Origin of the sequence: Pseudomonas sp. GZD-209 (genome assembly GCF_049310485.1) — a bacterium.
Lineage (GTDB): Bacteria > Pseudomonadota > Gammaproteobacteria > Pseudomonadales > Pseudomonadaceae > Aquipseudomonas > Aquipseudomonas sichuanensis.
In genome coordinates, this window is record NZ_JBMOWQ010000022.1 from 1 (window position 1) to 13,347 (window position 13,347).

Annotated in this window: 12 protein-coding genes; 9 read left to right on the top strand and 3 right to left on the bottom strand. The window is 64.8% G+C overall.

What is annotated here, in order from left to right:
• Window positions 1–142 precede the first annotated feature (142 nt).
• From ACO6VM_RS03320 to ACO6VM_RS03330, 3 genes are all read left to right on the top strand, one after another.
• Window positions 143–1,018 carry an urea transporter gene (locus tag ACO6VM_RS03320; protein ID WP_401056836.1) on the top strand — a complete coding sequence of 292 codons (876 nt, stop codon included), beginning with the start codon at window positions 143–145 and terminating at the stop codon, window positions 1,016–1,018.
• 45 nt (window positions 1,019–1,063) lie between these two features.
• Window positions 1,064–1,885 (top strand): ion transporter, encoded by an 822-nt coding sequence (locus ACO6VM_RS03325; protein WP_125463321.1) that lies wholly within the window; start codon window positions 1,064–1,066, stop codon window positions 1,883–1,885.
• 250 nt (window positions 1,886–2,135) lie between these two features.
• On the top strand, window positions 2,136–3,134 hold the full coding sequence (locus ACO6VM_RS03330; RefSeq protein WP_401056835.1) for a sulfate ABC transporter substrate-binding protein: 999 nt from the start codon (window positions 2,136–2,138) through the stop codon (window positions 3,132–3,134).
• Window positions 3,135–3,285: 151 nt separating this feature from the next.
• Here ACO6VM_RS03330 and ACO6VM_RS03335 read toward each other — a convergent pair whose 3' ends face one another.
• Both ACO6VM_RS03335 and ACO6VM_RS03340 read right to left on the bottom strand, forming a co-directional pair.
• Window positions 3,286–4,215 (bottom strand): class I SAM-dependent methyltransferase, encoded by a 930-nt coding sequence (locus ACO6VM_RS03335; protein WP_401057137.1) that lies wholly within the window; start codon window positions 4,213–4,215, stop codon window positions 3,286–3,288.
• A 70-nt stretch (window positions 4,216–4,285) separates the two neighbouring features.
• Complete coding sequence (locus tag ACO6VM_RS03340; protein WP_125463320.1) at window positions 4,286–5,203, bottom strand: LysR family transcriptional regulator; 918 nt, start codon at window positions 5,201–5,203, stop codon at window positions 4,286–4,288.
• A 105-nt stretch (window positions 5,204–5,308) separates the two neighbouring features.
• Here ACO6VM_RS03340 and ACO6VM_RS03345 point away from each other — a divergent pair, with 105 nt between their 5' ends.
• Together ACO6VM_RS03345 and ACO6VM_RS03350 are read left to right on the top strand one after the other, a co-directional pair.
• A complete protein-coding gene (locus tag ACO6VM_RS03345; protein ID WP_401056834.1) occupies window positions 5,309–7,054 on the top strand; it encodes an amidohydrolase in 1,746 nt (581 codons plus the stop codon).
• A gap of 93 nt (window positions 7,055–7,147) precedes the next feature.
• Window positions 7,148–7,879 carry a TorF family putative porin gene (locus tag ACO6VM_RS03350; protein WP_422402756.1) on the top strand — a complete coding sequence of 244 codons (732 nt, stop codon included), beginning with the start codon at window positions 7,148–7,150 and terminating at the stop codon, window positions 7,877–7,879.
• A gap of 12 nt (window positions 7,880–7,891) precedes the next feature.
• Here the strand turns inward: ACO6VM_RS03350 and ACO6VM_RS03355 are convergent, their stop codons facing one another.
• Window positions 7,892–8,794: a DMT family transporter gene (locus ACO6VM_RS03355; RefSeq protein WP_401056832.1), complete on the bottom strand. Its 903-nt coding sequence runs from the start codon at window positions 8,792–8,794 to the stop codon at window positions 7,892–7,894.
• A gap of 133 nt (window positions 8,795–8,927) precedes the next feature.
• On the opposite strand from ACO6VM_RS03355, the gene ACO6VM_RS03360 reads away from it, so the two are divergent.
• From ACO6VM_RS03360 to ACO6VM_RS03375, 4 genes are all read left to right on the top strand, one after another.
• Window positions 8,928–9,365 carry an Lrp/AsnC family transcriptional regulator gene (locus ACO6VM_RS03360; RefSeq protein ID WP_401056831.1) on the top strand — a complete coding sequence of 146 codons (438 nt, stop codon included), beginning with the start codon at window positions 8,928–8,930 and terminating at the stop codon, window positions 9,363–9,365.
• A gap of 815 nt (window positions 9,366–10,180) precedes the next feature.
• On the top strand, window positions 10,181–10,429 hold the full coding sequence (locus ACO6VM_RS03365; protein WP_422402757.1) for a hypothetical protein: 249 nt from the start codon (window positions 10,181–10,183) through the stop codon (window positions 10,427–10,429).
• A 170-nt stretch (window positions 10,430–10,599) separates the two neighbouring features.
• Complete coding sequence (locus tag ACO6VM_RS03370) at window positions 10,600–10,869, top strand: DUF3077 domain-containing protein (RefSeq protein ID WP_422402758.1); 270 nt, start codon at window positions 10,600–10,602, stop codon at window positions 10,867–10,869.
• A gap of 935 nt (window positions 10,870–11,804) precedes the next feature.
• A complete protein-coding gene (locus ACO6VM_RS03375; RefSeq protein WP_401056829.1) occupies window positions 11,805–13,340 on the top strand; it encodes an NCS1 family nucleobase:cation symporter-1 in 1,536 nt (511 codons plus the stop codon).
• Window positions 13,341–13,347 lie beyond the last annotated feature (7 nt).

Sequence of the window (13,347 nt, forward strand, 5' to 3'; positions counted from 1 at the left end):
CGAAAGAAGGGGGGGGGGGACGTCGCTCCCACGAGTGAGGGTGGGGGGGCTCCCCCCCCCCCCGCGATGGCTGCACCCTGACCCCGCGGAAAACCGAGGCCCAAAGAGGCCCACCGCTGACCACTCACCTTACCGACTGCCCATGTACACCAAAAATTTCGTCAACCCGTGCCCCGACTGGGCCACGGCGCTGCTCAACGGTTTCAGCCAGGTGCTGTTGCTGCGCAACCCCCTGTGCGGCCTGTGCTGCCTGCTGGCCATCCTGCTGACCGCCCCTGCGCTGGTCGGCGGCGCCCTGCTCGGCGCCCTCGCCGGCCTGCTCACCGCCCAACGTCGCGGCTACGACCGCGCCGACCGCCAGGCCGGGCTGTACTGCTATAACGGCGTGCTGATCGGCATCCTGATCAGCGCCGTGCTGCCCTGGTCAGCCATCCTGCCGCCGCTGATCATCGCCGCCGGCGGCCTGTCCAGCATCATCACCCACCAATGGCGAAAACGCGGCGGCAAATTGCTGGTGGCCTACACCGCCCCCTTCGTGCTGCTCGGCTGGGCCGCGCTGCTGCTGGCCGAACCCACCACCAACAGCTTCGTCGAGGCCGACCCGCTGTATGCCATGCTGCGCGGCATCGGGCAGATCTTCCTGCTCGACAAGCCGATGGCCGGGTTGCTGATCGTCATCGGGATGTACTTTGCCAACCCCTATGCCGCCACCTGGGCGGTGATCGGTGCGGCCATCGGTGGTGGTGTTGCGCTGCTGGCCGGTGAGGCGCAAGGGGCCTGGCTAGGGCTGTACGGTTTCAACGCGGCATTGGCTGCACTGGCCTTCAGCCGCCAGGGTGAGAGACCCTGGGTAGCGTTACTGGCCATCGCCCTGGCGCTGTTGCTGCAACCGCTGTTCAACCTGCTGCCGATCGCCGGGCTGACCGCGCCGTTCGTGGTCGCCTGCTGGCTGATGCATCTGGGCAGCCACCTGGCGCAGCTCAACCAACGGCGCAACGCGCCCCGCTTGCACAGCTGATAGCCAGCCCCTAGGCTCTGCCCATTTGCACAATGGAACGCGCCCATGGATAACCCCGCAAGCCTGCGCGAGCGGCTCTACGTCATCGTCTTCCAGACCGATACCGCAGCTGGAAGACGCTTCGACAAGGCCCTGCTGCTGATCATCCTCGCCAGCCTGGTGACGGTGATCCTCGACAGCATCGACGAAGTACACCAGGGCTACGCCGGCCTGCTGGCCGCCATCGAGTGGGGTTTCACGGCGATCTTCCTCGCCGAATACATCACCCGCCTGTACTGCTCGCCCAAACCGCTGCGCTACGCCTTCAGCTTCTATGGGCTGGTGGACCTGCTGGCGATCGTGCCGGGGATCCTCGCCCTGTACTACAGCGATGCCCAGTACCTGCTGATCATCCGCGTCATCCGCATGCTGCGGATCTTCCGCGTGCTCAAGCTCAGCCCCTACCTCAAGCAGGCCCATTACCTGCTGGCGGCGCTGCAGGGCAGCAAGCAGAAGATCATCGTGTTCCTGGTCAGCGTGTCGACCCTGGTCACCGTGTTCGGCACCCTGATGTACGTGATCGAAGGCCCCGAGCATGGTTTCACCAGTATCCCCAAGGGCATCTACTGGGCCATCGTCACCCTGACCACCGTGGGCTTCGGCGACATCGTGCCGAAGACGCCGCTGGGGCAGGTGCTGTCGTCGCTGGTGATGATCATCGGTTACTCGATCATTGCCGTGCCTACCGGCATCTTCACTGCGGAGCTGGCCAATGCGCTGCGTGGGGAGCAGTTGCAGCACGACTGCCCGACCTGCGCCAAGAACCACCATGAACATGGCGCGGCGTTCTGTTCGCGGTGTGGCAATGCGTTGTTTCCCAAACATTGAGGTTGCCTGTACCGGGGGGGGGGGGGGGGGGGGGGGGGGGAGGCGGTGGAGTGGAGTGGGCGGGGGGGGGGGCGGGGAGCGGGGGCAAGCCCGCTCCCACGTTGTCCGGTGTGGGAGCGGGCTTGCCCCGCGATAGGGCCGGTACAGGCGACGGCATAACCAAAGTCCTTTTTATTCTTTAACCCTCGCAGAACCACCCGCTATAGTCGCAGGCACTCTGCCTACACCCTTTCAATAACAAGGACGCAACGTGAAAAAACTCTTCAGCGCCTCGCTGCTGGCCGCAGGCCTTGCCCTGGGCAACCTCGCCCAGGCCGCCCCGACCCTGCTCAACGTTTCCTACGACGTGATGCGCGACTTCTACAAGGACTACAACCCGGCGTTCCAGAAACACTGGGACAAAGAACACAACGAGAAGGTCAACCTGCAGATGTCCTTCGGCGGTTCGAGCAAGCAGGCGCGGGCAGTTATCGACGGCCTGCCGGCCGATGTCATCACCATGAACATGGCCACCGACATCAATGCCCTGGCCGACAACGGCAAGCTGGTGCCGGACAACTGGGTGACCCGCCTGCCGAACAACAGCGCGCCGTTCACCTCGGCCACCGTGTTCATCGTGCGCAAGGGCAACCCGAAAGCGCTGAAAGACTGGCCCGACCTGCTCAAGGACGGCGTGCAGGTGATCGTGCCCAACCCCAAGACCTCGGGTAACGGCCGCTACACCTATCTGTCGGCCTGGGGCTATGTGCTCAAGCAGGGCGGCGACGAGAGCAAGGCTCGCGACTTCGTCGGCAAGCTGTTCAAGCAGGCGCCGGTGCTCGATACCGGTGGCCGCGCCGCCACCACCACCTTCATGACCAACCAGATCGGCGACGTGCTGGTGACCTTCGAGAACGAAGCCGAAATGATCGCCCGCGAGTTCGGCCGCGACCAGTTCGAAGTGGTCTACCCAAGCGTGTCGGCAGAAGCCGAGCCGCCGGTGAGCGTGGTCGACAAGGTGGTGGCCAAGAAAGGCACCCAGGCCGTGGCCGAGGAATACCTGAAGTACCTGTGGTCGCCTGAAGCCCAGGAAATCGCCGCCAACAACTACCTGCGCCCGCGTGACGCCACGGTACTGGCCAAGTACACCGACCGCTTCCCGAAAGTGGACTTCCTGTCGGTGGAGAAGACCTTCGGTGACTGGCGCACCGTGCAGAAGACCCACTTCAACGACGGTGGCGTGTTCGACCAGATCTATACCAACAAGTAGTTGATGCAACCCCATCGCGGGGGGGGGGGGAGGAAGAAGAGAGGAGGGGGGGGGGGGGGGGTGAGTGCGCAGACGGCTCCAAGACCCCCCCTCCTGGTGCAACCCGCCCTCTCCTCTGGTTGGGGGACGCTTTCCCCCCCCCGCGATGACGTCAGTCGCCCTGACGGAAAACCAACGCCTTCAAGCCACCCTCCGGGTCCGCATCGGGAAACTCCGGCGGGTTCTCCAACCGCTCGATAAACTCAAGCCCCGGCGCATGCTCAGCCATGCCGTCAATCAGAAACTGCGACTCGATCCCCGGGTCGTTGACACACGCCAGCACCGTCCCGCCTGCATTCAACAGCTCCGGCAAGCGCCGCAGGATCTTCCCGTAGTCCTGGGTCAGCACGAAGCTGCCACGCTGGAAGGTCGGCGGGTCGATGATGATCAGGTCATACGGCCCGTACTTGCGCACCTTGCCCCACGACTTGAACAGCTCGTGCCCCAGGTACGCCACGCGCGAGGCGTCATGGCCGTTTAGCCGGTGGTTGTCACGGCCACGGGACAACGCCGACTTGGCCATGTCCAGATTGACCACCTGCTCGGCGCCCCCGGCAATCGCCGCCACCGAAAAGCCGCAGGTATAGGCGAACAGGTTGAGCACCCGCTTGCCCGCCGCCTGCTCGCGCACCCAGCGCCGGCCGTAGCGCATGTCGAGGAACAGGCCGTTGTTCTGGCGCACGCCCAGGTCGAGCAGGTATTTCAGGCCATCCTCGGTGACTTCGCGCTGCTGGCAGGGCTCACCGAGCAGCCACTGGCCTGGGCTGTCGGGCAGGTAGCGGTGCTGCAACAGCATGGCCTGGCCAGTCCACTGCGGGCGTTCGGCCAGGCTGCGCAGCATCGCTTCGAGCTCAGCCAGCTGGCCCTCGGGCGGTTCACGGAACAGTGCGACCGACAGCACACCGTCAAGCCAGTCGACGGTGATCTGCTCCAGCCCCGGCCAGCAACGGCCACGGCCATGGAACAGACGGCGGGTCTCAGTCGGGGCGGGATCGAGGGCGGCGAGCAGGTGTTGCTCAAGGGTAGCGATGGCTGGGCTCATATCGGTCATGGGTCGGGCAAAAGCGCCATTCTACCTGCTGGGGCCCGCGCCGCCATCGAATGCCGAGCATTCAGCCCAAGCCGCGCGCGTCCAGATACCCGGCCAGATAGTCGATGAACGCCAGCACCTTGCCCGTGGCCCGACGGTGGCTCGGGTACACGGCCAGGATCTGCGGGCCGAAGGCGTCCGGGTCGATCGCGTAATCCGCCATCACCTGCACCAGCCGCCCATCGGCCAGATACGGCGCACCGCTCCACATGGGCACGTGGAACAAGCCGCCCCCGGCCAGCGCGCTGGCCAGCAGCAGGTCGTAGTTGTCGCTTTCCAGTCGTGCGTTGGCAGGCTGCAGCAGGCTGAGCCGTTCGCCGTCCTTTTCCACCCACCAGTAGGTCCGGCTCAACGCGGCATGCCGGTACAACAGCCAGTCGTGCCGGTCGAGGGTCTGCGGGGTGACGGGCAGCGGGTTGCGCGCCAGGTACGCGGGGCTGGCGCACAGGGTCAGGCAGTTGCGCCCGACAGCCTTGCCGATCAACCCCGGCAAATCGCCCCGGCCCTCGCGCAGGGCCAGGTCGTAGCCACTCTCTACCAGGTCGACGAAGGCGTCGCACAGGTCCACGCGCAGGCGGATCTGCGGGTATTCGCGCAGGAAACCCGCGCACACCTCATCGAGAAACGCCCGGCCATAGGCCAGTGGCGCGGTCAGGCGCAGGATGCCGTGCAGGCCATGCTGGATCTGCCCCACCACCTCACCCACCTCGTGCAGGCGCATCAACACCTGGCGCGCGGTCTCCAGGTACACCCTGCCCGCTTCGGTGAGCACCGTGCGCCGGGTACTGCGCTCGAACAGGCGCACCCCCAGCTCCGCCTCCAGGTGGCTGACGGCCTTGGTCAACGCCGACGGAGTCTTGCCCAACTGTTCTGCGGCGCGGCTGAAACTGCCGTGCTCGGCGGTGGCGACGAACATGCTGACAGCGGCGAACTTGTCCATGGTTTTTCCTGGCAGGCAAAAGCGTTTTTCACGTTTCGGGCGTTCTGCCGGCCCGGGCCAGTGGCTAGTCTCGCCGGCAAGCCCAAAAAAACAAGAGGTTCGCCGATGAAAGCTTTCAAACCCACCCTGCTGGCGGCGGCGCTGGCTTTTGCCTCGTTGGACGCCATGGCCGCGGCCGACCTGGTGTTGCTCAATGGCAAGCTGTACACCGCCGACCCCGCCCAGCCATCGGCCCAGGCCATGGCCGTGGCGGACGGCAAGGTGCTCAAGGTGGGCAGCGACAGCGAGATCAAGGCCCTGGCCGACGCCTCGACCCGGGTCGTCGACCTGGCCGGCAAGCGCCTGCTGCCCGGCATGATCGACAGCCACAACCACGCCATCTTCGGCGGCCTGGAACTGTCGGCGGCCAACCTCGACAGCGAGGAAGGGGTCAGCACCCAAGACTTGCAACAACGCCTGCGCGGCTGGCGCGACGATGGCCGGGCACGCCTGGGCGACGTGCTGGTGGTGGTCGGGGTGAGCTCGACCTACTGGGCCAAAGCCGAGGAACTGGGCCGCACCTTCAATCATGGCGAGTGGCAGAACGTGCCGGTGGTGTTCATCGGCAGCGACCACCACACCGCCTGGGCCAACCAGGCCATGCTCGAACGCGCAGGTGTCGACGCCCGCCTGCTGGCCAGCCTGCCGGCGGCCGAACGCGGCACCTTGGGCAAGCGCAAGGACGGCAGCCCCAACGGTTTCGCCGTGGACGCCGGCTGGGACCGCATCGCCGCCGCCATGCCCGCGCACAGCGCCGAGGCGCTGCTGCATGCCGCCGAGGCCGCGGTGAAGTACAACAACAGCTTCGGCATCACCGCCTGGATGGACCCGGCCGTCAACGCCGCCCCAGGTGAATCGCTGTTCAGCCTCAAACCCACGGAGAAATCGGTCGGCGTGCTGCCGGCCTACAAGGCGCTGGCCGCCCAGGGCGGGCTGAACGCCCACGTCGCCGCCCTGCTGGTGGCCAACCCGAAAAGCACCCCGGCCGACCTCGATACCCTGGACAAGGTGCGCCAGCAGTTCCAGGGCATCCCCAACCTCACCCTGCCGGGGATCAAGATCTTCGCCGACGGCGTGGTCGAGTACCCGGCGCAGAGCGCAGCCATGCTCGAGCCCTACCGCAACACCCACGGCAACGGCGAGCTGCTGATCGACCCGGCACACTTCGGCGAGCTGGTCAGCGCCGCCGACGCCCGTGGCTGGCTGGTGCACATCCACGCCATCGGCGACCGCGCGGTGCGCGAGTCGCTCAACGGCATCGAGCAGGCGCGCAAGGACCGCCACAGCGGCGTCACCCATTCGCTGACCCACCTGCAACTGGTCAACCCCGCCGAGTTCGCCCGTCTCAAGCCGCTGGACGTGATCGCCTCGATGCAACTGCTGTGGGCCTCGGCCGACGAGTACACCGTGGACATGGTCAAACCCTATGTCAGCAGCGCGATCTACCCCTACCAGTACCCGGCCCATTCGCTGCTCAGCCATGGTGCGACCATCGCCGGCGCCAGCGACTGGTCGGTGTCCTCGCCCAACCCGTGGCTGGCGATTCACCAGGCCATCACCCGCGAAGGCCCCAAGGGCGTGCTCAACGCCGCCGAACGTATCGACCGCCAGACCCTGTTGCAGGCCTACACCCTCAACGCCGCCAAGGCCATCGGCCTGGAGCGGCAGATCGGCTCGCTGACCCCCGGCAAACAGGCCGACTTCATCATCCTCGACCGCGACGTGCTCAGCGTCGCCGATCAGGACCTGGCCGACACCCGCGTGCTGCAAACCTGGTTCGGCGGCCGCGAGGTGTACAAAGCCGAGCTCTGACCCCGTCGCCCCCTGCCCGGCTCCCGTCGCACGGCGGGGGCCTGGCCCAGCCGTGCCCCGCATCTACCGACAATCACAACAACAGGTATCGCCATGCGTCGCATCACCCTGCTCGCCCTCACCCTGGCCCCCCTCGCCTGCCAGGCCGTGCCACTGAACGACGACTTCAGCCTGGAGTTCGACCTCGCCCTGCACAGCGACTACCGCAACCGCGGCATCTCGCAGACCCAGAACGACCCCGCCGCCCAGTTCGGCGCCACCTTGCAGCACGCCAGCGGCCTGTACCTCGGCGCCTGGACCTCCAACGTCGACTTCGGTTTCGGTTCCAAGACGCGCCAGGAGGTGGACTACTACGCCGGCTGGTACTGGCAGGCCAGCGATGAGGTAAGCCTGGACCTGGGCTACCTGAGGTACACCTACCCCAAGTCGAGCCTGTACAACCAGAGCGAGTACTACGCCGCCCTGACGGCCTACGGTTTCAAGCTGGCCGCCAATTATTCCGACGACGCCGGCAACCTGTTCGGCGAGGACCAGGACACCCTCTACACCTATGTCGGCTACGAAGCTCAACTGCCCCTGGAGCTAGGCTTGCAGCTGCGCTACGGGCGCATGGACTTCAAGGACCCGATGTTCGTCTCGGCCAGCGAGCGCACGGCCGACAGCTACCGCGAATGGGAAGTGAAGCTGACCCGCGCCTTCGCCGGGGTCGACTGGAGCCTGGCCTATGTCGACACCGACCTGTCGCAGACCGAGTGCGCCAGCAGTTATGGCTTCGACGATGTCTGCTCGGCGACGCTGGTGGCCAGCGTCGCCAAGAAGTTCTGAAGCGGCCCGCTGCTAAGGCCTGGCCACGCCCTTGGCGCGCGCCGGGCGCCACCACCAGCCCTGCTGCATGCCCGCCGCCGCCAGCAAAATCAGCGCTACCCCCAGCCACTGCAACGGCGCCAGTCGATGACCGAAGGCCACCCAGTCCACCAGGATCGCCGCAATCGGGTAGATGAACGACAGTGCGCCAGTCAGCGCGGTGGGCAGGCGCTGGATGGCGCTGTACAGCAGCACGTACATCAGCCCGGTGTGGACGATACCCAAGGTCACCAGGCTGCCCAATGCCGGCCACTCACCCGGCAGGCCGCCGAGCTTCACCCACGGCGCCAGCAGCAACACCCCGGTGCTCACCTGGATCAGTGCGATCAGGTGCGGCGGCGTGCCGGTGAGGCGCTTGATGATCAGTGCCGCCACCGCATAGAGGAACGCGGCCCCCAGCGCCAGGCCGATGCCCAGCAAGTACTCGCTGCCGCTGGCTTGCCCGGTGCCATGGGCGCTGACGATGGCCAGCATGCCGACAAAGGCCACGCCCAGCCAGGTCAGCTTGGCCAGGGTGATCTTCTCGCCGAGAAACAGCGCCGCCAGCCCCACCAGCATGAACGGCTGGACGTTGTACACCGCCGTGCCGATGGCGATAGATGCCCGCGAGTAAGAGGCGAACAGCAGCACCCAGTTGCCGACGATCGCCACTCCGCTGACCACCGCCAGCAGGAAGGTGGCGCGGGTCAGCACGCCGGGCTTTAGAAAGCCCATGGCCGCGCAGATCAGCAGCAAGGTGCCGGCGCCGAACACGCAGCGCCAGAACACCACCTCCAGCACCGGCTGCCCGGACACCAGCACGAACCAGCCGATGGTCCCGGAGATCAGCATGGCGGCGACCATTTCCAGGGAGCCGCGGCGCAGCGAATTGTCCATCTCACACCTCCTGTACACGATGGCCACAGTATGCGCGGGGTGCTGATGGGCCTTCCAGCGGATAGCCAAGGCAGAATTAGCCATTCGCCTTTACTATCAAGGCCAATCACCGGAATTGCCTAACGAGGTAGCCATGACTGACGACATCGACCAGCTATTGATCAACGCCCTGATGGAGGACTCTCGCCGCTCGCTCAAGGCCCTGGCGCAGATCAGCGGGCTGTCCGCGCCCAGCGTCAGCGAGCGCCTGCGCCGCCTGGAGGAACGTGGCGTGCTGCGTGGCTATACGGTGGAGGTGGACCCACGCTGCTTTGGTTACCAGTTGCAGGCCATCGTGCGCGTGCGCCCACTGCCTGGCAAGTTGCAGGAGGTGGAACGGCAGATCATCGCCATCCCCGAGTTCACCGAATGCGACAAGGTCACGGGTGAGGACTGCTTCATCGCCCGCCTGCATGTGCGTTCGATGGAGCAGCTGGACACCCTGCTCGACCTGCTCAATGTGCTGGCCGAGACCAATACCGCAATCATCAAGAAGACCCCGGTGAAGCGCAGACTGCCGCCGATGGCTTGAAGATGGGCACTTCGGCCGCTGCGCAGGGCTTGCGACATGCGCCAAGGCGGGCTACACCTCTCCCACAGGAATAATTGGCCCGAAACAAACTGTGGGAGCGGGTTTACCCGCGAAGCGCCGCGCGGGCGGCGCTCGATCTCAAAGGCGCTGCAAAGACACCGGCAGGCACCTGGTGGCCTTCACCCAATCTCCCGGCATGCACCTTTTGGCCATTACCCAATCCAGATTACCCAGGGCCAGCTGTGTGACGCCCAAGGGCCTGTCATGAAATCGCATGTGGGCCACCAGGTGCTCGCCGATGTTCCTTCAGCGCCTATGAGATCGAGCGCCGCCCGCGCGGCGCTTCGCGGGTAAACCCGCTCCCACATCTGTTTCGGGCCAGTTATGCCTGTGGCATCTCCGCTGTCCGCCTTGTTGGCATGGCGCGATATCTATGTGCGCGCTGAAATGCGCCTACGAAGACCGGCCAATATCCATGCAACGTCTGCAACTCCTGACTTTGCTACCGGCCACGAAGAATCAGATTAAAGCCCTTACTTGTAGTCCATTTCCCAAACATACTCTTGCCGCCTTTTTTCCGTTGCGGTCGCCCTGGTAGGCCCCTAGTCTCGGCGAGTCGCTGAGTTCAGCGATCGGCTTTGACAGGCCGCGACGGTATTTAGGTATGCAGCGCCTTCAATGGCAGCTGTACGTGCGGGCACGCTTGCGTGCGCCGGAACTTCCTATGTCCGCCGGTCTGTCAACCCACGTACAGCTGCCACCCTTCTGTTTGACAGCGGGCAGGTGGTGGCTCCTTTAGAGATATAGGAGCTCAAATGTTAAAGATCGTCCCCGATCCACCCCACAACCACCACTCCCTCGAAGACACCCTGATCCAAGCCACGGAGTACGCCCTGTGCGCTCAGGCCGTGGCGCATCAGGCCATGTCGGTCCAGCAACCCAAGTCGCACGCGTCGATTCTGATCATGGCGTTGATGCATGAGATCGAGGCGCTGCGGGTGCTGCTCGAGTCGGCGTTGATTCAGGTGCAGATGCCGCAGATGGAGCGCCGGGCGTTCCACTAGGCCGTTGGTCATGTGTCGCCTGAGCTGGCGCTATCGCGGGGCAAGTCGCATCGGCGCACCGCCGCTCCCACGCCACCCCCAGCCCGCAGGGTTATGCCTGCATCCGTGGGAGCGGGCTTGACCCGCGATGGGGCCCGCCCAGGCACCGATCATTTCAGGGAGAGTGAGCAATGAACACAGACGACACCACGCCCCGCACCACTGCGGGCAAGACCAAGTTCTACCAAGGCGAAGGCATGACCGACCCGCTGTTCTGCATCGAGCCCGGCATCCCCTGCCAGCATGCGCGGGACCAGGCTTCGGAGCTGATGGGCTGCGTGCGCGACCTGACCATCGCCGGGATCATGGACGAGAAGCCGCAACTGCTCTGGGCGTCGTATTACCTGAGCGCGCTGGCCAAGGCACTGATGGATGATGCGGAGTTGGGGATGAAGCACTGAGGGGTGGATTGCCTGTGAGACAGGCGCAGCGGCATCCGCGCGCACCGCGATACCGCGTCATGCCAACAAGGCGGACCAGGTGATGGCACAGGAAAGACTGGCCCGAAACAAACTGTGGGAGCGGGTTTACCCGCGAAGCGCCGCGCGGGCGGCGCTCGATTTCATAGGCGCTGCAAAAACATCGCCAGGCACCTGGTGGCCTTCACCCAATCTCCCGCCATGCGCCTGGTGGCCGTTACCCGATCCTGATTACCCAGGGCCGGCGGTGTGAGGCCCAGGGGCCTGTCTTGAATTCGCATATGGGCCACTAGGTGTTCGCCGATGTTTCTGCAGCGCCTATGAGATCGAGCGCCGCCCGCGCGGCGCTTCGCGGGTAAACCCGCTCCCACAGTTTATTTCGGGCCAGTCTTTCCTGTGCCATCACCTGGTCTGCCTTGTTGGTACGACGCGACATCTCTGTGCGCGCTGAATGAGCCGGCTTGCCGGCGAAGAACCTTGGCGATTTTTTGTACACATAAATGTCACCTTAAGTGCCATTTTTGTGTGCACTTTTGCGAAGCAGCGCCCCATTAGGTTACACACCACAGCCAACTAATTTTGACCAGTTGATCAACTAATTAGCATCTTAAAAAATTTAAACTGTTCATTCGGTCAACTTATAAATCCTTAATTTCAGCAACTTATATTTCAACTAGCCAAATTCAAAATGATGGCAACCTGAAACTTGGATTCACCCTGGCATAGAACTGGCTTTTGTGTGTTCGTGTTTTGTATACAAGTTGAACGAAACATAAATACACAAGAACCCGCAGCGTCGCCCCGAACCGCGACCGCCGCGCCCAGAACCCAGTGATGCCAACGCCTGCACCGACGAGATGGCGAGCCCGTGCGCCAGCGCCCGCTCATCGCAGTCACACGCATCAGGAGCCGCCGGAATGAGTAGCAGCCTCCCCCTTGCCCCTGAACTTTCCGTTGCCAGCACCAGCCCCGCCGCAACCACCCTCGACGGCCACCCGGCGGACCTCGAACTGAGCCCGCGCCTGCACAACCGCGACCTCGCCCCGACCAAAGCCGAAGGCCGGCGCTGGGGCGGTTACAGCATCTTCGCGCTGTGGACCAACGATGTGCACAACATCGCCAACTACTCCTTCGCCATGGGGCTGTTCGCCCTTGGCCTGGGCGGCTGGCAGATCCTCCTGTCGCTGGCGATCGGCGCGGCGCTGGTGTACTTCTTCATGAACCTGTCCGGCTACATGGGGCAGAAAACCGGCGTGCCGTTCCCGGTGATCAGCCGCATCGCCTTCGGCATTCACGGCGCGCAGATCCCGGCGCTGATCCGCGCGGTGATCGCCATCGCCTGGTTCGGTATCCAGACCTACCTCGCCTCTGTAGTGCTGCGGGTGCTGCTCACCGCCGTCTGGCCGCAAGTGGCCGCCTACGACCACGACAGCATCCTCGGCCTGTCGAGCCTGGGCTGGGTATGCTTCGTGTCGATCTGGCTGGTGCAGCTGGTGATCCTCGCCTACGGCATGGAAATGGTGCGCCGCTACGAAGCCTTCGCCGGCCCGGTGATCCTGCTCACCGTGGCCTGCCTTGCGGTGTTCATGTACTTCAAGGCCGACGCGCGCATCGCCTGGTCGGTCGCCGAACCCCTGACCGGCTACGAAATGTGGCGCAACATCTTTGCCGGCGGCGCACTGTGGCTGGCGATCTACGGCACCCTGGTGCTGAACTTCTGCGACTTCGCGCGCAGCTCGCCGTGCCGCAAGACCATCCGCGTCGGCAACTTCTGGGGCCTGCCGGTGAACATCCTGGTGTTCGCCGCCATCACCGTGGTGCTGTGCGGCGCGCAGTTCCAGATCAACGGCCAGATCATCGACAGCCCGACGCAGATCGTCGCCAGTATCCCCAACACCCTGTTCCTGGTGCTGGGCTGCATGGCCTTCCTGATCGTCACCGTGGCGGTGAACATCATGGCCAACTTCGTCGCCCCGGCCTTCGTGCTCAGCAACCTGGCGCCACGCCACCTGAACTTCCGCCGTGCCGGCCTGATCAGCGCCACGCTGGCGGTGCTGATCCTGCCGTGGAACCTGTACAACAGCCCCCTGGTGATCGTGTACTTCCTGTCGGGGCTGGGCGCCCTGCTCGGCCCGCTGTACGGCGTGATCATGGCCGACTACTGGCTGCTGCGTAAGGGCCGCATCAACGTGCCCGAGTTGTACAGCGAGAACCCCGCCGGCGCCTATCACTACAGCAAGGGCATCAACCTGCGCGCCCTCGCCGCGTTCATCCCCGCAGCGCTCTTGGCCATCGTCCTGGCCCTGGTGCCCAACTTCCAGAGTGTCGCGCCGTTCTCCTGGCTGATCGGGGCCGGCATCGCCGCCGCACTGTACCTGCTGATCGCACCGCGCCACGCCCAGTACCACGACGTCAGCGGCGAGTGCATCGCCGTCGACCACAGCAGCCACTGATTTCAGG